Here is an 18,282-nt window from a genome sequence, read left to right as displayed (position 1 = left end):
CGCCGCCGACATCGCCGGGCCCGCTGTGCGGGCCTTTCGCGACACAAGGCCGCTCCTACAGATCGCGGTGTTCGCGGTCGGTGCAGGAACGGCCGCGCCAAGCCTCAGGCTTCGTGGCAGATGTGGCCGTCCACCAGCGTATAGCGCACCGCACTCGGCAGGCAGTGGCCGATGAACGGGCAGTTGTCGCCGCGCGACAGCCAATGCTCACCGGCCACGGTCGAGGCCTTTGGATCAAACAACACCAGATCCGCCGCACTGCCAACCTTCAGCTCACCTGCCGGCAAGCGCAGTGCCTGGGCAGGCCCGCTGGTCAGTCGCGCAAGCAAGGTCGGCAGATCCAGCAGGCCATCCTCGACCAGCGTCATCGCCAACGGCAGCAACAGCTCGACACTGCTGATACCAGGCTCGGTAGCGCCAAACGGCGCCAGTTTGGCATCGCGCTCGTGCGGCTGGTGATGGCTGGAAATCGCCTGGATCACCCCCGACTTGACCGCTTCACGCAGGCCATCGCGATCCGCCGCGGTACGCAGCGGTGGCTGCACGTGGTACAGGCTGGAGAAGTCGCGCAGCGCTTCGTCGGTGAGGATCAGCTGGTACAACGCTACGTCGGCTGTGACCGGCAGGCCCAGTGCCTGCGCCTGGGCAATCAGGCGGGCGCCGCGGGCGCTGGTGATCTGGGTGAAGTGCGCACGCACGCCACTTTGCTCGACCAGCAGCAGGTTGCGCGCCAGGGCGACGGTTTCGGCGCTTTCCGGGATGCCGGGCAAGCCGAGGAAGCTGGCCATCGCACCTTCGTGGGCCAGCCCGCCGAGGGCCAGGTCATGGTCCTGGGAGTGGAACACCACGGTCAGGTCAAAGGTGGCGGCGTACTCCAGCGCGCGCGCCAGGGTGCGGTTGTTGGGGATCTGCTTCAAACCGTTGCCAAATGCTACGCAGCCGGTATCACGCAGGGCCACCAGCTCGGCCAGTTGCTCGCCTTCAAGGCCCTTGGTCAGGGCGCCGATCGGATAGACCTTGCTGTTGCCAGCTTCACGGGCACGGTCGAGCACCAGCTCGGCCACTGCCGAGGTGTCCAGCACCGGCTTGGTCTGCGGTGGGCAGCACAGGCTGGTGACGCCACCGGCGACGGCCGCGCGGGTTTCGCTGGCGATGTTGCCCTTGCGGCTGTAGCCCGGCTCGCGCAGGGCGACGTCGAGGTCGACCAGGCCCGGTGCGGCGACCAGGCCGTTGGCGTCGATACTGCGGCTGGCGCTGAAACCGGCCGGGGCGGCGCCGATGGCGACGATCTTGCCCGCTTCCAGGTGCAGGTCGCTGATGCTGTCCAGGCCGCTAATCGGATCGATGACCCGGGCGCCAAGAATACTGATGCTCACAGGGCGTGCTCCTGGTCCAGTTGTCGTTGCGTGTTCTGCCCGCTCATGGCCATCGACAGCACCGCCATGCGCACGGCGATGCCGTAGGTGACCTGGTTGAGGATTACCGAATGTTTACCGTCGGCGACTGCCGATTCGATCTCGACGCCGCGGTTGATCGGCCCCGGATGCATGACGATGGCATCCGGTTTGGCCCCGGCCAGGCGCGCCGTGGTCAGGCCGAACAGGCGGTAGAACTCGCCTTCGCTGGGCAGCAGGCCGCCGGCCATGCGCTCACGCTGCAGGCGCAGCATGATCACCACGTCGACGTCCTTGAGGCCTTCGGCGAGGTCGGTGTAGACCTTCACGCCGTACTGCTCGATGCCCACCGGGATCAGGGTTTTCGGGCCGATCACGCGGATGTCCGGGCAGCCCAGGGTCTTCAGCGCGAGCATGTCGGAGCGGGCCACCCGCGAGTGCAGGATATCGCCGACGATGGCTACCGAGAGGTTCTCGAAGCTGCCTTTGTGGCGGCGAATGGCGAGCATGTCGAGCATGCCCTGGGTCGGGTGCGCGTGGCGGCCGTCGCCACCGTTGATCACGGCAACGTCCGGGCACACGTGCTCGGCGATGAAGTGCGCCGCGCCCGAGTCGGAGTGGCGCACGACGAACATGTCGGCGGCCATGGCCTCAAGGTTGCGCAGGGTGTCGAACAGGGTCTCGCCCTTGCTGGTCGAGGAGGTCGACACGTTCAGGCTGATGACGTCGGCCGACAGCCGCTGGGCCGCCAGCTCGAAGGTGGTGCGGGTGCGGGTGGAGTTTTCGAAGAACACGTTGCACACGGTCTTGCCGCGCAGCAACGGGACTTTCTTCACTGCCCGGTCGCCGACTTCAAGAAACGAGTCGGCAGTGTCGAGAATCTCGGTGAGCAGTTCGCGGGGCAAACCATCAAGCGAGAGGAAGTGGCGCAGCTGGCCCTGATCATTGAGCTGCAGCGGGCGCTTGGCGTCGAGTGGCGTCATCGCGGGGGACTCTTAAAGGGCGGAAGCGGTAGCAAGGTCCTGGCGCTCGAGGGCGAGCGGGGCCGGGCCGGTCAATTTTACCCGCTCATGGGCTGCCAGTGACAGCGTGGCGCCGAGCACGTTGGGCCGGATCGGCAGTTCGCCGGCATCCAGATCGAGCAGGCACACCAGGGTGACGCTGGCCGGGCGGCCATAATCGAACAGTTCGTTGAGGGCAGCGCGGATGGTGCGCCCGCTCATCAGCACGTCATCGACCAGCACTAGGTGCTGGCCTTCGACCTCGAACGGCAGCTCGGAGGGGCGCACTTGCGGGTGCAGGCCGTTCTGGCTGAAGTCGTCGCGATAGAACGACACATCAAGGGTGCCCAGCGGGCTGCTGTCGGCAAGCTCCTGCTGCAACGCCTGAGCGACCCACACACCACCGGTGCGGATGCCGATGAAGCGCGGCTCGGCAATGTTGCGGCGGGCCAGGTGGGCGCGAAGGTCGACAGCCATCTGCCGGATCAACTCGGCGGGGTTGGGTAGGCTCATTGCGTGCTCCTCGGGGCGCCGGCAGACCCGGCGGCAAAGCGAAAGGTGGAATCAGTGACCGGTATTGGCCTCCAGCCAGCCCTGCAGGAGCAGCGCGGCGGCGATGGCGTCGACCGGGTTGTCGCGATAGGTGCCGCGCTGACCGCCACGGGCCATGCGCTCGCCCTTGGCTTCGAAGGTGGTCAGGCGCTCGTCGTGGGTGTGCACCGGCAGGTTATAGCGGCCGTGCAGGCGGTTGGCGAACTTCTGCGCGCGGGCGCTCATCTCGCTGGGGGTGCCGTCCATGTTCAGCGGCAGGCCAACGACGATGGCGTCGGGTTTCCATTCCTTGATCAGTTTTTCCACCTGGGCCCAATCCGGAATACCGTCCTGGGCACGCAGGGTGCACAGCTCGCGGGCCTGGCCGGTGATGACCTGGCCAACCGCGACGCCGATCTGTTTGGTGCCGTAGTCAAAGCCCAGCAGCAGGCGCACCTCGGCCATCAGGCGTGACCTGCCTGGCTGGTCAGCAGGCTGAGGTTGATGCCCAGTGACGCTGCTGCCGCACTCAGGCGCTGGTCGCTGGCCAGGCTGAAGATGATTTCAGGGTCGAATGGGCAGTTGAGCCAGGCGTTGTCGGCAAGTTCGGCCTCCAGCTGGCCGGCTTCCCAGCCCGCGTAACCGAGGGTGATCAGGCTCTGCGCCGGGCCTTCGCCGTTGGCCAGGGCAAACAGCACATCCTGCGAGGTCGACAGCGACAGGCCTTCGAGCTCGATGGTGGCCTCATAGCTGCGCTCGCTGCTGTGCAGAACGAAGCCGCGGTCGGTCTGTACCGGCCCGCCGATGTAGATCGGTACTTGCAGGGTACTCAACGGCGGTTCTTCGTCCGGGCGCAACTGCTCGAGGATGTCTGCCAGGTTGAGTTCCTGCGGCCGGTTGACCACCAAGCCCATGGCGCCATTGGCGTTGTGCTCAACGATATAGGTCAGGGTCTGGGCAAAGTTCGGATCGGCCATGTGCGGCATGGCGATCAGGAACTGATGCTTGAGGTAACTCGGAGTGAGGTTTTTCATGGGGGTAGTGTGGCGCCAGGCGACGCCAGCTTCAAGCTGCAAGCTGTGAGAAAAAACCACTGACGCGGTTTAGTTGCTCGACAGCCGGTCGCCGCGGGCAAAGCGCCAGGTACGAATGATCTCCAAACGGTCGAATTCGGCCAGATCACCGGTAAACGGCGCGAACGGCGCGGCAAGGCGAACGATGCGCTGCGCGGCCTGATCCAGCAGCGGTTGGCCGGACGACTCCAGCACCAGCACCTCGAACAACGAGCCATCGCGGTTGATCGAAACCATCATGCGCAGGTTGCCGTAGATCTGCTGGCGGCGCGCCTCGTCGGGGTAGTTGAGGTTGCCGACCCGCTCGACCTTCTTGCGCCATTCCTCTTTGTACCAGGCACCTTTGTCGCGCATGGTCGAAGCCGCGTTCAAACGATGGATCTTGGGCCGCTTGGCATACAGCTGCTGCTCGTTGGACAGCTCGGCTTCAAGGCTGGCGATCTGGCTCGACAGCTGCGAGCTGTCAAATTCCGGGGTCGCCGCAGGAGGCTTGGGCTGGGCCTTGGTTTCCTTGGGCTTGGGTTCGACCTTCTGCGCCTTGGCTGCCGTGGTGGCGACTGCGGCCTTCTGCGGAGCGGGTGGCGTTTCGCGCTTGGCGGCCGGCGGAGGCGTGACCTTGTTGATCTTGCTGTCCTGAAACGGCGCCAGTTCAGTGGTCTTGGGCACCGCTTTCTTGTCCAGGGTACCGCTGCCTTGCTGGTTGTCCTGGGCCTGGAAGTCGGCCTTCTCAGGCGCTTTCTCGCTCTTGAAGGTTGCCAGGGTGATATCCATGGTGTGGCGGATTTCACTCGGCTTGACCACCGTGAAGCCGACCCCGAGGATCAGCGCCAGGTGCACCAGGGCAGCCAGAAACAAGGTAAAGCCAAGCCGGTCCACCGGGCGAACGCGGGGTGGCAGCAGGTCGGCAGGGATGTCAGCGGGCAGCGTCATCGGGTATCCAGCAATCGCCAGGCGGGGCAGCAGGTCAAAGGACCGGCATCATACCGCACTGAGCGATTGCGCTTCGCGTCGGTGGTCAGCGCGCCTTCAGCTTGCGATCAATGGCGTCCATCAACTGCACGCCGATCTGGGTGCCGTAGGCGTTGTCGATTTCGCGGATGCAGGTCGGGCTGGTCACGTTGATTTCGGTCAGATGCTCGCCGATCACGTCCAGGCCGACGAACAGCAGGCCCTTTTCGCGCAGGGTTGGCCCGACCTGGGCGGCGATCCAGCGGTCGCGCTCGCTCAGTTCGCGCGCTTCACCACGGCCGCCAGCAGCCAGGTTGCCACGGGTTTCGCCGCTGGCCGGGATGCGTGCCAGGCAGTACGGCACCGGCTCGCCGTCGATCATCAGGATGCGCTTGTCGCCGTCCTTGATTGCCGGCAGGTAGGCTTGCGCCATGATCTGCTGGGTGCCAAGCGCGGTCAGGGTTTCGAGGATCACCGACAGGTTCGGGTCACCGACCCGGTGGCGGAAGATCGAGGTGCCGCCCATGCCGTCCAGCGGCTTGAGGATCACATCGCCATGCTCGGCGGCAAACGCACGGATGATGTCCGGGCGGCGGCTGACCAGGGTCGGCGGGGTGCACTGCGGGAACAGCGTGGCGAACAGCTTTTCGTTGCAGTCGCGCAGGCTCTGCGGGCGATTGACCACCAGTACCCCGGCAGCTTCGGCCTGCTCCAGCAGGTAGGTGCTGTAGACGAACTCCATGTCGAACGGCGGATCCTTGCGCATCAGGATCACGTTGAGGTCGCTCAGCGGTGCGTCGATTTCAGCCTCCAGCTCGAACCACTTCTCGGGATTGGCGAATACCTGCAGCGGGCGCATCTTCGCCCGCGCCACGCCTGCGCTCTGGTACAGGTCCTGCTGCTCCATGTAGAACAGCGTCCAGCCGCGGGCCTGGGCTGCCAGCAGCATGGCCAGCGAACTGTCCTTTTTGTAGGAGATGGACGCGATAGGGTCCATGACAATCCCGAGGCGAACGCTCATGGGGGAATTCCTCTTGGCGGCAATTGGCCGCGATGGCAATAGATAAAGTGGCTCAGGGTGGCGCCGCGCGCGCCGTCGGTCAAGGGGGCGGCGATGGCAAAGGCTGTCAGGATGCGTGCAGCTTCAAGCTGCACGCTATAAGCTGCTGGTAAATGCGCACAGTCGCTGGCGCAGCGCTTTTTCCGGGCGCGTGAACCTTGTACTGTGCGGCGCAACGTCATTGTCGGTAGGCGATTATGGAACAACCCCTGAAGGTGATGGTGATCGACGATTCACGCACGATCCGCCGCACTGCGCAGCTGCTGCTGGGTGAGGTCGGCTGTGAAGTGATCACCGCCAGCGACGGCTTTGACGCGCTGGCCAAGATTGTCGACCATAGGCCGCGGATCATCTTCGTCGACGTGCTGATGCCGCGTCTGGACGGTTACCAGACCTGCGCCGTGATCAAGCACAACAGCGCCTTCAAGGACACCCCGGTGATCCTGCTGTCGTCGCGTGATGGCCTGTTCGACAAAGCCCGCGGCCGCGTCGTTGGCTCTGATCAATTTTTGACCAAACCATTCAGCAAAGAAGAATTGCTTGAGGCGATCCGGGCCCATGTGCCGGAATTTGCCGCTCAGGCGCAACCTGCATCCTGACCGCGCCTGGCATGGCGGCGGCACTTTCCTTCAATGGGGAACAGCATGGCCCGAGTTCTGATTGTCGATGATTCGCCGACAGAGTTGCACAAACTCACCGCGATCCTGGAAAAGCATGGCCATGAGGTGCTCAAGGCCGACAACGGCGCCAACGGCGTGGCGCTGGCCCGCCAGGAAAAGCCCGATGTGGTCCTGATGGACATCGTCATGCCCATCCTCAACGGCTTTCAGGCAACTCGCCAGCTGAGCAAGGACGCCGCTACCAGCGGCATCCCGGTAATCGTCATCACCGCCAAGGACCAGGAAACCGATCGGGTCTGGGCGGCGCGCCAGGGCGCGCGTGATTTTCTCATCAAGCCGGTCGATGAAGACTCGCTGCTGGCCAAGCTGAAAGCGGTGCTCGACATTTGACCACCCGCCGCGCCTCGCTGACTGCGTTCGAGCTGCTGCTCGACATCGATCGCCGCTGCCGTCTGCTGGAGGCCGATCAGCCGTCGCAGGACAGCCGGCTGCAACAGTGGAGCGGGATTGGCTTTCGCGTTGCCGAACAGTGGTTCGTGGCGCCCATGGTCGAAGTCGCCGAAGTCTTGCGCGAGCCGCGCAGCAGCCGCGTCCCCGGCGTGCAGCCGTGGGTCTGCGGGGTGGCCAACCTGCGTGGGCGGCTGTTGCCGGTGATGGACCTGAGCAGTTTTTTTGGCCTTGGGCCACTGCCGCCAGGCAAGCAACGGCGGGTGCTGGTGCTGGATCACGAGGCACTGTTTGCCGGCTTGCTGGTCGATGAGGTGCTGGGGTTGCAGCACTTCAGCCTGAGCAGCCTTGAGCTGTCGCCACCGCAGCCGTTGCTGGCGGCGGCGACGCCGTTTGTGCATGGCCATTTTGCCCGCGAGCACAACTGGGCCATCTTCAGCCCGCTGGCCCTGGCCCAGGCGCCGGGTTTTCTTGATGTAGCGTTGTAGAGGAACGATCGTGAACAAGCCTGTCAGCCCCGTCACTCCACCGGCCGTGACTCCGCGCGTGCGCAGCAGTGCGCAGATCACTGTGCTGTTCGTGGTGCTGATCCTGTCGATCATCCTGCTGTTCGCCAACTTCGCCTACCTCAATACCCAGTCCAATTACGACAAGCAGTACATCGGCCACGCCGGTGAGCTGCGCGTGCTGTCCCAACGTATCGCCAAGAACGCTACCGAGGCCGCTGCCGGCAAGGCCCTGGCGTTTCGCCTGCTGTCGGATGCGCGCAACGACTTCGAGCGGCGCTGGGGCTACCTGCGTGAAGGTGACAAGGCCACCGCGCTGCCGGCAGCGCCAGCCAAGGTCCGCGATGAAATGGAAGCGGTGCGCCAGGACTGGGAGACGCTGCGCAAGAACACCGACGTGATCCTCGCCAGTGAACAGACCGTGTTGTCGCTGCACCAGGTCGCGGCAACACTGGCCGAGACCGTGCCGCAATTGCAGGTCGAATACGAGAAGGTGGTCGAGATCCTCCTGCAAAGCGGTGCCCCCGCCGCGCAAGTGGCGGTAGCCCAGCGCCAGTTGTTGCTGGCTGAGCGGATTCTGGGTTCGGTCAACACCGTGCTGGCCGGCGATGACTCGGCAGCGCAGGCGGCCGATGCCTTTGGCCGCGATGCCAGCCGCTTTGGTCAGGTGCTTGAAGGCATGCTCGGCGGCAACCCGGCGATCCAGGTCACCCGGGTCGAGGACGCCGATGCCCGCGCGCGACTGGCGGAGATTGCCGAGCTGTTCCAGTTTGTCTCCGGCAGTGTCGATGAAATCCTCGAAACCTCCCCCGAACTGTTCCGCGTGCGCGAAGCGGCGAGCAATATTTTCAGCCTGTCGCAAACCCTGCTCGATGAAGCCTCGCACCTGGCCAACAGCTTCGAGAACCTGGCCAACGGGCGCACCCTTGATACCGTTGGCGGCTACGTGCTCGGCTTGCTGGCGCTGGCCTCGATCATCCTCATCGGCTCGGTGATGGTCCGCGCGACCAATCGCCAGCTGCGCGAAACCGCGGAAAAGAACGAGCGCAACCAGCAGGCAATCATGCGCCTGCTCGACGAAATCGAGGAGCTGGCCGACGGCGATCTGACAGTGACGGTGTCGGTCACCGAAGACTTCACCGGGGCCATCGCCGACTCGATCAACTACTCGGTGGACCAGCTGCGTGACCTGGTCACCACCATCAACCACAGCGCCCTGCAGGTTGCCGCCGCCGTGCAGGACACGCAGAACACCGCACGCCAGCTGGCCAAGGCCTCTGAGCAGCAGGCCGAGCAGATCAGCGAAGCCTCGGTGGCGGTGGGCGACATGGTCGAGTCGATCGACCGGGTGTCGGCCCACGCCTACGAGTCGGCCAAGGTCGCCGAGCGTTCGGTGGCCATCGCCAACAAAGGCAACGAGGTGGTGCACAACACCATCCACGGCATGGACAACATTCGCGAGCAGATCCAGGACACCGCCAAACGGATCAAGCGCCTGGGTGAGTCGTCTCAGGAGATCGGCGACATCGTCAGCCTGATCGACGACATTGCCGAACAGACCAACATTCTCGCCCTCAACGCAGCGATTCAGGCCTCGCTGGCCGGTGAAGCCGGCCGCGGTTTTGCCGTGGTTGCCGACGAAGTCCAGCGTCTGGCCGAACGCTCGTCGTCGGCCACCCGGCAGATCGAGGCGTTGGTGCGGACCATTCAGACCGACACCAACGAGGCGGTCATCTCCATGGAGCAGACCACCGCCGAAGTAGTCCGCGGAGCGCGTCTGGCGCAGGATGCCGGGGTGGCTCTGGCGGAAATCGAAGGCGTCTCGCAGACCCTCGCCGAGCTGATTCACAGTATTTCCGATGCCGCCCAACTGCAGACCTCTTCAGCCGGGCAGATTTCCCACACCATGGCTGTGATCCAGCAGATTACCGCGCAGACCTCAAGCGGCTCCGGCGCCACCGCCGACAGCATTCGCCACCTGGCGCGGATGGCCAGCGAGATGCGCCGCTCGGTCTCCGGTTTCACACTGCCGGCCCCGGCCGAACCCCGCTGAGGAGTAACCCATGGCCTCGGCAGCAGTAAGCCCCGAACGTCACGACACGGTCGCCCTGGCCTGGACCAAGGTGCCCATTCTCGATTGCCTGGCCCAGGCCCGGCAGGCGCTTGAGCGGTTTGCCGGCGACCCTACGGAGCTGGCCACGCTGGCGCTGTATGTGGATAACCTGCACCTGGTCCACGGTTGCCTGCGCATGCTTGAACTGCGCGGGGCGACGCGCCTGGCCGAAGAACTCGAGCTGCTCGGGCGGGCCATGGCCGACGGCCAGATCAGCCCGCGCGGCGACTGCCTCGGCGCGATGTTCCGTGGCCTTGAACAGCTACCACCTTACCTTGAGCGCCTGCGCGGCGCCCGCCACGACCTGCCGCTGGTGATGCTGCCGTTGCTCAATCGCCTGCGTGAGTGCCGTGGTGTCGAGCCATTGGCCCAGGGCAGCCTGATGGGTGAAGCGGCGCAGCGCCTGGCCGGTGCTGCCGACCTGGCTGACCTGGACCTGTCGCTGGGCAACTGGCGCGAGCAACTACAGGCTGGCCAGGGCCGCGACGCCCTGCGTTCGGTGGTGGCGGCGCTGTGCGATGACCTGATGCGGATCAAGGACTGCCTCGATCAGTTTGTCCGAGGCGAGCAATCGCGCGAGCAACTGGACGCCTTGGTCGCGCCCTTGCGTCAGGTCGCAGACACCCTGGCAGTGTTGAATTTCCAGCAACCGCGGCGGGTCATCATCGATCAGGTGCTGGCGTTGCAGGCTCTGGCACAGGATCAGCAGAGCGTCGACGATGCGCTGTTGATGGACGTTGCCGGGGCCCTGCTGTACGTCGAGGCAACCCTCAATGGTATGGTCGGCCCCCTGGAAGAAAGCGGCCAGGGCAGCATGCCCGGCTCGGACATGGCGCACATCCGCCACGTGGTCCTCAGCGAAGCGGTGTCGGTGCTGCAACAGGCCAAGGACCTGATTGGCGACTGCCTCGAATCGGGCTGGCCACGTCAGCGCCTGCAAGCCTTGCCGGGGTTGTTGCAGCAAGTGCGCGGTGCATTGGCGATGCTCATGCTGCCTGCTGCCGCCGAGCTGTTTGCCGGTGCCGCAGGCTATGTGCAGGGCTGGCTTGCGCATCTGGAGGAAGAGCCACAGCTGGATGAACTGACCCACCTGGCCGATGCGTTGTGTGCCGGCGAATGCTACTTGCAGTGGCGCGTGGCTGATCCGCTGGCCGACGCCCAGCCGTTCATCGACATGGCCAGGTCCAGCCTGACGGCACTTGGCGTGAACTGTGGGCATGGCGCACTAGCTGATGAAGGCGAGGAAATCGACGCCGAGTTGCGCGAGGTATTCCTTGAAGAAGCCAACGAGCTGCTGCCCGAGATCGAACGCCACTGGCTGCGCTGGCGTGCCGACAACAGCCTGCGTGAGGCGCTGATCGAAGTGCGCCGGGCTTTGCACACGCTCAAGGGCAGCGGCCGCATGGTCCGCGCCGAAGCTCTGGCGGAGCTGGCCTGGGGCGCCGAGCGGCTGATCAACCGGGTGCTCGAAGGCCGGGTCGGCCTGGCCGGGCAAGGCCTGGTCGCCTTGCAGCAGGCTTTCGTGCGCCTGCCGGACCTGCTCGCCGACTTCGCCGTGGGCCATTTGCCGCCGCTGGCCGAGGTCGAGCATCTGGTCAGCCAGTTGCATGCGCTGGCCGTCAACGAAGCCCCTGTCGCGGCGGGGCTGGATGGGCTTGATCCGCAGTTGCTGGAGATCTTCCGTAACGAGGCGCAAGGCCATCTGGCCAGCCTCGAGGCGTTTCTGCTAGCTGCCGACAGCCATGGCACGCCGGTCAGCGACAGCTTGCAGCGCGCGCTGCACACGCTCAAGGGCAGCGCCGCCATGGCCGGGGTGATGCCGATCGCCGAGCTGGCCACGGCCTTCGATCGGCTCGCGCGGGAATACCGCAGCCATGAGTTGCGCCTGCAACAGACCGAACTCGACTGGCTGGAAGCCGCCCACGCGCTGTTCCATCTGGGCCTGGCGCAGCTGCACAGCACACCGCTGGCGCCCATCGCCGGCGCCGCCGAGTTGATCGAACAGGTTGGTCAGGGCGTCGATGCTCAGTTAGCGGCATTGCACGACGAATCCTCGGCCAATCGCCGTAGTCGGCGTGACCCGCAGCTGATCGCCAGCTTTCTGGCCGAGAGCATGGACATTCTGCTCGATGCCGAGTCGCTGCTGGCGCGCTGGCAGCAGCAACCGCAGCAGCGTCAGGAGCTGGAAACCCTGCTCGACGAACTGACCAATCTCAGCCACGGCGCGAACCTGGCCGACCTCTGGCAAGTGGACGAGGTCTGTGAGGCGCTGCTCGATCTGTACGGTGCGGTGGAAGAGGGCAGCCTGGTCGCCGACACGCGCTTTTTCAACCAGGCCCGCCAGGCCCACGACGTGCTGATCGACATGCTCGACGAGATTGCCGCCGGGCAGGAAGTCAGCTCGCGCGGCGAGTGCGTCGACGGTTTGCGCGCACTGCTCGATCAAGCGCTGGCGCCCGATGGCACCGGCTTGATCGGCCGTGATGGGATCACGCCGCTGCCGCCCCTCGAATATGCGCAAGTAGTGCAGCCAGCGCTGCTCGAAGCACCGCCCGAGCCAAGTCAGGCTCCGGCTACTGTAGAGCCTGTTGAACCCGCCGAAGCGGCGGACAGCCCAGGTGATCAGGAGCTACTCGAGGTGTTCCTCGAAGAAAGCTCGGACATCGTCGAAAGCTCTGCGGCAGCGCTGGCCCGCTGGCAGGCCGACCCGCGCAGCAGTGTCGAGGTCGAGACCCTGCTGCGCGACCTGCATACGCTCAAGGGCGGCGCGCGCATGGTCGAAATCGCCGCGATCGGCGACCTCGCCCATGAGCTGGAATTTCTCTACGAGCTGCTTGCCGCTGGCCGCCTGCCGCCGACCGCAGCGCTGTTTGCCCTGCTGCAGAACTGCCACGACCGCCTGGCGCACATGCTCGATGCGGTGCGCCTGGGCGAGCCGCTGCATGCGGCCACGGCGCTGATCGACTACATCCGCAACTTCAGCAGCGCGGCGTTGACCGACAGCGCCGCCGCGCCGGCCATCGCCAGCGAAGCGGCAGTGCCCGCTGAACCGGCAGCGGTTGCCCCGGAGCGGGCGCCGGGCGATATGGTCAAGGTCGATGCCGAGCTGCTCGATGATCTTGGCAACCTGGCCGGCGAGCACGCGCTGATCCGCGGCCGTATCGAGCAGCAGGTCAGCGACGCCCAGTTCGCCCTCAGCGAGATGGAAACCACCCTTGAGCGCATGCGTGATCAGTTGCTGCGCCTGGATATAGAAACTCAGGCCAGCAGCGCCAGCCGTTATCAGGCTGAAAGCGACAGCTATGACGATTTCGATCCGCTGGAAATGGACCGCCATTCACAGTTGCAGCAACTGTCGCGGGCGCTGTTCGAATCCGCCTCGGACCTGCTCGACCTGAAGGAAACCCTGGCTCAGGGGGCGCAGGAAGCCCACGGCCTGCTGCAGCAGCAGGCGCGGGTCAACAGCCAGTTGCAGGAGGGCCTTACCGCTACCCTGATGGTGCCGTTCGAGCGCCTGGTGCCGCGTTTGCAACGTGTCGTGCGGCAGGTCTCCAGCGAACTCGGCAAGCAGGTCGAGTTGGTGGTCGGCAATGCCGAGAGCGAGCTTGACCGCAGCGTGCTGGAGCGCATGGTGGCGCCGCTTGAACACATGCTGCGCAACGCCGTCGACCATGGCCTGGAGTCGCGCGAGGCGCGCCTGGCTGCCGGTAAACCTGAGCAAGGTACGATCCATCTGAATCTGCTCCACGAAGGCGCCGACATCGTTATCGAGATGAGTGACGACGGTGCCGGGGTGCCGCTCGCGGCGGTGCGCGACAAAGCCATCAAGCGCGGCCTGCTCGATCCGCGCGCGCGCCTGAGCGACCACGAAATCCTCCAGTTCATCCTCCGCCCCGGTTTCTCGACGGCAGAAAAGATCACTCAGATTTCCGGCCGCGGGCTGGGCATGGATGTTGTTCATGAAGAGGTCAAGCAGCTCGGCGGCGCCATGAGCATCGCTTCCAGCCCCGGCAAGGGCGCGCGCTTCCAGATCCGACTGCCATTCACGGTGTCGATCAACCGCGCCTTGATGGTCCACCTGGGTGATGAGCAATACGCCATTCCGCTCAACACCATCGAAGGCATCGTCCGCGTGCCGCCCAGCGAACTGGCTGCCTGCTACCAGCTGGATACGCCGAGCTACGTGTATGGCGGCCACGCCTACCAGCTGCGCTACCTGGGCGAGTTGCTGCAAAGCGGTGTTGCCCGGCCTGGCCTGCTTGGCCAGAGCGTGCCGCTGCCGGTGATCCTGGTGCATTCGCAGGAAGCGTCGTTCGCGATCCAGGTCGACAGCCTGTCACCCAGCCGCGAGATCGTGGTCAAGAGCCTCGGCCCGCAGTTTGCTGCAGTGCCGGGGCTGTCCGGGGCAACCTTGCTCGGTGACGGTCGGGTGGTGCTGATTCTCGATCTGCTCGGCCAGCTCCGCGGCCAGCAACGGCGCCTGGCCCGGCTGCCCAGTGGCGATGTGCATCAACAGCGGCAGTTCGAGGCCGCGCCTCGGCAACGGTTGGTGATGGTGGTCGACGATTCGGTAACGGTGCGCAAGGTCACCAGCCGCTTGCTCGAGCGCCACGGCATGAGCGTGCTGACCGCCAAGGACGGCGTTGATGCCATGGCCCTGCTGGCAGAGCATCGGCCTGACGTACTGCTGCTGGACATCGAAATGCCCCGTATGGATGGCTTTGAAGTGGCCACGCGGATTCGTCAGGACCAGCGCCTGAAGGACCTGCCGATCATCATGATTACCTCGCGCAGCGGCCATAAGCACCGCGACCGAGCCATGGCCATCGGCGTCAACGAATACCTGGGCAAGCCGTATCAGGAGTCGCTGCTGCTGCAAAGCATTGCCCACTGGAGCCAAACCCATGCTTGAACATATCGCCGGCCAACGCAGCAGCCTGACCGGCCTGCTGCTGCCCCTAGGTGATCGGACCCTGGTTCTGCCGAATGTGGCTGTGGCAGAGTTGATCGGCCAGCGTGCGTTGTCTTGTCAGATCGGTGAGCCAAACTGGCACCTGGGCTGGCTCGACTGGCGCCAGCAACGCTTGCCGCTGATTGGTTTCGAGGCGGCCTGTGGCGGCCAGACGGTGTGCGGCGAGCGCGCGCGGATTGTCGTGCTCAATGCGTTGGGTGATACCGGCCTGCGCTACCTGGCGTTGCTGCTGCAGGGCATCCCGCGGGCGTGCAAGCTGGACAGCCAGCTCAATTATGTCGACGTGCCGTTGAACGCGCTGGAGCTGGCGGCGGTCCAGGTAGGCGAGCAAGTAGCGCGGGTGCCGGACCTGGTCGCGCTGGAGCGGATGGTGCGCGAGGCGGCGCTGCGCTGAAACCCGGAACTAGCGAGGAGGTCTTTGACTGCATGTATTACGGTGAACGCTTCAATGCCTGGACGCACCTGGTCGGTGCCATCTTGGCTTTCATCGGTGCCAGCTGGCTGATCATCACCGCCGGCCTGCAAGGCGACCCATGGAAGATCATCAGCTTCTCGATCTACGGCGGCACCCTGGTGCTGCTATACAGCACCTCGACCCTGTACCACAGCACCCGCGGCCAGGCCAAAGTGATCATGCGCAAGCTCGATCACCTGTCGATCTACCTGCTGATTGCCGGCAGCTACACCCCGTTCTGCCTGATCAGCCTGCGCGGCCCGTGGGGCTGGAGCCTGTTCGGCGTGGTCTGGGGGTTGGCGGTGATCGGCATGCTGCAAGAGATCAAGCCGCGCTCGGAAGCGCGGATTCTGTCGATCATCATCTATGCGCTGATGGGCTGGATCGTGCTGGTAGCGGTCAAGCCGCTGCTGCAGACTTTGGGCACTGCCGGTTTTGCCTGGCTGGCGGCCGGTGGTGCGTGCTACACCATCGGCATCATCTTCTTCGCCTATGACAGCCGCTTTCGCCACTGGCACGGCATCTGGCACCTGTTCGTGATTGCCGGCAGCCTGCTGCACTTCATCGCCATCAGCTTCTACGTGCGCTGAGCAGCAGTTAAAAATCGCCCCACAGCTGCTGCGCTACTGCGAGCGCCACTACCGGCGCGGTTTCGGTACGCAGCACGCGTGGGCCGAGGCGCGCGGCATGATAGCTGGCGGCCTTGGCCTGCTCGACCTCGGCGTCGGTCAAACCGCCTTCAGGGCCGATCAGAAACGCCAGCCGCTCGGGCCGCTGGTGACTGGTCAGCGGCTCGGCGACCGGGTGCAGCACCAGCTTCAGGTCAGCCTCGGTTGCCTTCAGCCACTCGGCCAGGGTCAATGGCGGATTGATCAGCGGCAGGGTCGAGCGGCCGCATTGTTCGCAGGCGCTGATCGCCACCTGGCGCCAGTGCGCCAGACGCTTGTCGGCGCGTTCGTCCTTGAGCCGCACTTCGCAACGTTCGCTGACGATCGGGGTGATCTGGTTGACGCCCAGTTCGGTGGCTTTCTGGATGGCCCAGTCCATCCGCTCGCCGCGCGACAGGCCTTGGCCGAGGTGCACGTGCAGGCTTGAGTCGGCCTGGCCGGGCAGAGCCTGGTCGAGGCTGACGCGCACGCTCTTCTTGCCCACTTCAAGCAGTTGGCCGAGGTACTCCTGGCCGCTGCCATCGAACAGCTGCACGGCATCGCCGGCGGCCATGCGCAGCACGCGGCCGATGTAATGGGCCTGGGCTTCGGGGAGGTCGTGTTCGCCGATGGACAGCGGGGCGTCGATAAAGAAGCGGGACAGTCTCATGGTTCTGCTCTGGAATTAGGGAAGACACATACACCTCGGCGGCGGGAGAGCCCGCCGCCGAGGCCTGCTGCACGGGCTGTGCTCAGCCCGGATCGCGAAAGTCGGGATGGAAATTCTGCGGCACGGCCACGCTGATGCTGTCGCGGGTGGCGATATCGATACCCTCGGTGGCCACCTCGGCAAGGAAGTCGATCTGCTCGGGGGTGATCACATACGGCGGCAGGAAGTACACCACGCTGCCCAGCGGGCGCAGCAGGGCGCCGCGGGTCAGGGCATGTTCGAATACCTTGAGGCCGCGCCGTTGCTGCCATGGATAAGCGGTTTTGCTGGCTTTGTCCTCGACCATTTCGATGGCCAGGGCCATGCCGGTCTGGCGCACTTCGGCCACATGCGGGTGATCGACCAGGTGCGCAGCGGCGCTGGCCATCCGCGCTGACAGGGCCTTGTTGGCCTCGATGACGTTGTCCTGCTCGAAGATATCCAGGGTTGCCAACGCGGCAGCGCAGGCCAGCGGGTTGCCGGTGTAGCTGTGCGAGTGGAGGAATGCGCGCAGGGTCGGATAGTCGTCGTAGAAAGCCTGATAGACATCATCGGTGGTCAGGCAGGCCGCCAGCGGCAGGTAACCGCCGGTGAGGGCCTTGGACAGGCAGAGGAAGTCCGGGCGGATGCCGGCCTGCTCGCAGGCGAACATCGTCCCGGTGCGGCCAAAGCCCACGGCAATCTCGTCGTGGATCAGGTGCACGCCATAACAGTCGCAGGCTTCGCGCAGCAGCTTGAGGTAAACCGGGTGGTACATGCGCATGCCGCCGGCGCCCTGGATCAGCGGCTCGACGATGACTGCCGCGACAGTGGCGTGATGCTCGGCGAGGGTCTGCTCCATGGCCAGGAACATCGTCCGCGAGTGCTCCTCCCAGCTGACCCCTTCAGGGCGCAGGTAGCAGTCCGGGCTGGGCACCTTGATGGTGTCGAGCAACAGCGTCTTGTAGGTCTCGGTGAACAGCGGCACATCGCCCACCGACATCGCTGCGATGGTTTCACCGTGGTAGCTGTTGGTCAGGGTGACGAAGCGCTTCTTGCTGCTCTGGCCCTTGTTCAGCCAGTAATGGAAGCTCATCTTCAGCGCGACTTCGATGCACGACGAGCCGTTGTCGGCGTAGAACACTCGGTCCAGCCCGGCTGGAGTCATGGCTACCAGGCGCTCGGACAGCTCGATCACCGGCTGATGGCTGAAGCCAGCCAGGATCACGTGTTCGAGCTGGTCGACCTGGTCCTTGATGCGCTGGTTGATGCGCGGATTGGCATGGCCGAACACGTTGACCCACCACGAACTGACGGCGTCCAGGTAGCGCTTGCCTTCGAAGTCCTCGAGCCACACGCCGTCGCCGCGCTTGATCGGGATCAGCGGCAGCTTTTCGTGGTCTTTCATCTGGGTGCAGGGGTGCCACAGGACCTTGAGGTCACGTTGCATCCACTGATCATTGAGGCCCATCGGCACTTCTCCTGGCGGCACGGCTTGGTTTGACCGCACAAGCCTAAGCAAAGGTGCCGGCCACCACAACCGTGATCAGGCTCAATGGCGCACAACGGGCTGCCAGCTCAGGGCCGGGATGTGCACGGTGCCGGCGTGGGTGGTGGAGATGGCCAGGGTGCGAAATGGCCCCAGCAGCATCTGGCGGGTGGGCGAACTGGCGTAGTGACCATGCACGCTTTCGGTGCCGGCCAGGCCTGACAAGGTCAGCCAGAAAGTAGTGGTGCTGTTGCATGGCTGAAGTCCCGCTGCGGTCGTGGACGCCACTGTCCGACGAAAGCGGCGCTGCTGGCTACTGACAAAAATACCAGTTGCGTA

Annotated in this window: 17 protein-coding genes; 7 read left to right on the top strand and 10 right to left on the bottom strand. The window is 64.9% G+C overall.

Translation table 11 applies throughout. The annotated features are described in order from the left end of the window. Positions 1 to 104: 104 nt before the first annotated feature. The 7 genes from M2396_RS09945 to gshB form a co-directional block, all read right to left on the bottom strand. The gene (locus tag M2396_RS09945; RefSeq protein WP_259074513.1) at positions 105 to 1,376 is read right to left on the bottom strand and encodes a dihydroorotase; all 1,272 of its coding nucleotides are present in this window, start codon (positions 1,374 to 1,376) and stop codon (positions 105 to 107) included. Beyond that, positions 1,373 to 2,377 (bottom strand): aspartate carbamoyltransferase catalytic subunit, encoded by a 1,005-nt coding sequence (locus M2396_RS09940; protein WP_101315718.1) that lies wholly within the window; start codon positions 2,375 to 2,377, stop codon positions 1,373 to 1,375. Before M2396_RS09940 ends, M2396_RS09945 begins: the two co-directional genes overlap by 4 nt. 12 nt (positions 2,378 to 2,389) lie before the next feature. Further along, entirely contained in the window at positions 2,390 to 2,908 is a 519-nt protein-coding gene (pyrR, locus tag M2396_RS09935; protein WP_103435772.1) for a bifunctional pyr operon transcriptional regulator/uracil phosphoribosyltransferase PyrR, read from the bottom strand. A gap of 51 nt (positions 2,909 to 2,959) precedes the next feature. Further along, positions 2,960 to 3,391 (bottom strand): Holliday junction resolvase RuvX, encoded by a 432-nt coding sequence (ruvX, locus tag M2396_RS09930; RefSeq protein ID WP_101315722.1) that lies wholly within the window; start codon positions 3,389 to 3,391, stop codon positions 2,960 to 2,962. Further along, positions 3,391 to 3,960, bottom strand: a complete 570-nt coding sequence (locus M2396_RS09925) for a YqgE/AlgH family protein (protein ID WP_101315724.1) — start codon at positions 3,958 to 3,960, stop codon at positions 3,391 to 3,393. Before M2396_RS09925 ends, ruvX begins: the two co-directional genes overlap by 1 nt. 69 nt (positions 3,961 to 4,029) lie before the next feature. Beyond that, a complete protein-coding gene (locus M2396_RS09920; RefSeq protein ID WP_101315726.1) occupies positions 4,030 to 4,929 on the bottom strand; it encodes an energy transducer TonB in 900 nt (299 codons plus the stop codon). Positions 4,930 to 5,014: 85 nt separating this feature from the next. Beyond that, the gene (gene gshB, locus M2396_RS09915) at positions 5,015 to 5,968 is read right to left on the bottom strand and encodes a glutathione synthase (RefSeq protein WP_150571194.1); all 954 of its coding nucleotides are present in this window, start codon (positions 5,966 to 5,968) and stop codon (positions 5,015 to 5,017) included. 236 nt (positions 5,969 to 6,204) lie between these two features. On the opposite strand from gshB, the gene M2396_RS09910 reads away from it, so the two are divergent. From M2396_RS09910 to trhA, 7 genes are read left to right on the top strand one after another with little or no spacing between them, the layout of a single operon-like run. Next, positions 6,205 to 6,606: a PleD family two-component system response regulator gene (locus M2396_RS09910; protein WP_101315730.1), complete on the top strand. Its 402-nt coding sequence runs from the start codon at positions 6,205 to 6,207 to the stop codon at positions 6,604 to 6,606. Between the two features lie 45 nt (positions 6,607 to 6,651). After that, the gene (gene pilH / locus M2396_RS09905) at positions 6,652 to 7,017 is read left to right on the top strand and encodes a twitching motility response regulator PilH (RefSeq protein WP_101322927.1); all 366 of its coding nucleotides are present in this window, start codon (positions 6,652 to 6,654) and stop codon (positions 7,015 to 7,017) included. After that, positions 7,014 to 7,562, top strand: coding sequence for a chemotaxis protein CheW (locus M2396_RS09900; protein WP_259074502.1), 549 nt, complete (start codon positions 7,014 to 7,016; stop codon positions 7,560 to 7,562). Before pilH ends, M2396_RS09900 begins: the two co-directional genes overlap by 4 nt. A gap of 10 nt (positions 7,563 to 7,572) precedes the next feature. Beyond that, positions 7,573 to 9,633 carry a methyl-accepting chemotaxis protein gene (locus M2396_RS09895; RefSeq protein ID WP_101315734.1) on the top strand — a complete coding sequence of 687 codons (2,061 nt, stop codon included), beginning with the start codon at positions 7,573 to 7,575 and terminating at the stop codon, positions 9,631 to 9,633. A gap of 10 nt (positions 9,634 to 9,643) precedes the next feature. Continuing rightward, positions 9,644 to 14,605: an Hpt domain-containing protein gene (locus tag M2396_RS09890; RefSeq protein WP_259074500.1), complete on the top strand. Its 4,962-nt coding sequence runs from the start codon at positions 9,644 to 9,646 to the stop codon at positions 14,603 to 14,605. Further along, positions 14,598 to 15,059 carry a chemotaxis protein CheW gene (locus M2396_RS09885; protein ID WP_103435779.1) on the top strand — a complete coding sequence of 154 codons (462 nt, stop codon included), beginning with the start codon at positions 14,598 to 14,600 and terminating at the stop codon, positions 15,057 to 15,059. The genes M2396_RS09890 and M2396_RS09885 overlap by 8 nt, the downstream gene beginning before the upstream one ends. Before the next feature lie 32 nt (positions 15,060 to 15,091). Further along, positions 15,092 to 15,709: a PAQR family membrane homeostasis protein TrhA gene (gene trhA / locus M2396_RS09880; protein WP_101315740.1), complete on the top strand. Its 618-nt coding sequence runs from the start codon at positions 15,092 to 15,094 to the stop codon at positions 15,707 to 15,709. Between the two features lie 7 nt (positions 15,710 to 15,716). Here trhA and M2396_RS09875 read toward each other — a convergent pair whose 3' ends face one another. From M2396_RS09875 to M2396_RS09865, 3 genes are all read right to left on the bottom strand, one after another. Further along, positions 15,717 to 16,436 (bottom strand): 16S rRNA (uracil(1498)-N(3))-methyltransferase, encoded by a 720-nt coding sequence (locus M2396_RS09875; protein ID WP_101315742.1) that lies wholly within the window; start codon positions 16,434 to 16,436, stop codon positions 15,717 to 15,719. A gap of 82 nt (positions 16,437 to 16,518) precedes the next feature. Further along, a complete protein-coding gene (locus tag M2396_RS09870; RefSeq protein WP_259074496.1) occupies positions 16,519 to 17,925 on the bottom strand; it encodes an adenosylmethionine--8-amino-7-oxononanoate transaminase in 1,407 nt (468 codons plus the stop codon). An 81-nt stretch (positions 17,926 to 18,006) separates the two neighbouring features. Beyond that, positions 18,007 to 18,231, bottom strand: a complete 225-nt coding sequence (locus M2396_RS09865) for a hypothetical protein (protein WP_259074493.1) — start codon at positions 18,229 to 18,231, stop codon at positions 18,007 to 18,009. Between the last annotated feature and the right edge of the window lie 51 nt (positions 18,232 to 18,282).

The organism is Pseudomonas sp. BIGb0278, from assembly GCF_024809895.1.
Lineage (GTDB): Bacteria > Pseudomonadota > Gammaproteobacteria > Pseudomonadales > Pseudomonadaceae > Aquipseudomonas > Aquipseudomonas shirazensis.
Note: the sequence above shows the minus strand (reverse complement) of the source record. Positions and strands in the feature narration are given on the sequence as shown.

Coding starts and splice junctions, on each gene's coding strand:
- M2396_RS09940 (WP_101315718.1), bottom strand. CDS start 2,377: ATGACGCCACTCGACGCCAAGCGCCCGCTGCAGCTCAATGATCAGGGC.
- pyrR (WP_103435772.1), bottom strand. CDS start 2,908: ATGAGCCTACCCAACCCCGCCGAGTTGATCCGGCAGATGGCTGTCGAC.
- ruvX (WP_101315722.1), bottom strand. CDS start 3,391: ATGGCCGAGGTGCGCCTGCTGCTGGGCTTTGACTACGGCACCAAACAG.
- M2396_RS09925 (WP_101315724.1), bottom strand. CDS start 3,960: ATGAAAAACCTCACTCCGAGTTACCTCAAGCATCAGTTCCTGATCGCC.
- M2396_RS09920 (WP_101315726.1), bottom strand. CDS start 4,929: ATGACGCTGCCCGCTGACATCCCTGCCGACCTGCTGCCACCCCGCGTT.
- gshB (WP_150571194.1), bottom strand. CDS start 5,968: ATGAGCGTTCGCCTCGGGATTGTCATGGACCCTATCGCGTCCATCTCC.
- M2396_RS09910 (WP_101315730.1), top strand. CDS start 6,205: ATGGAACAACCCCTGAAGGTGATGGTGATCGACGATTCACGCACGATC.
- pilH (WP_101322927.1), top strand. CDS start 6,652: ATGGCCCGAGTTCTGATTGTCGATGATTCGCCGACAGAGTTGCACAAA.
- M2396_RS09890 (WP_259074500.1), top strand. CDS start 9,644: ATGGCCTCGGCAGCAGTAAGCCCCGAACGTCACGACACGGTCGCCCTG.
- M2396_RS09885 (WP_103435779.1), top strand. CDS start 14,598: ATGCTTGAACATATCGCCGGCCAACGCAGCAGCCTGACCGGCCTGCTG.
- trhA (WP_101315740.1), top strand. CDS start 15,092: ATGTATTACGGTGAACGCTTCAATGCCTGGACGCACCTGGTCGGTGCC.
- M2396_RS09875 (WP_101315742.1), bottom strand. CDS start 16,436: ATGAGACTGTCCCGCTTCTTTATCGACGCCCCGCTGTCCATCGGCGAA.
- M2396_RS09870 (WP_259074496.1), bottom strand. CDS start 17,925: ATGGGCCTCAATGATCAGTGGATGCAACGTGACCTCAAGGTCCTGTGG.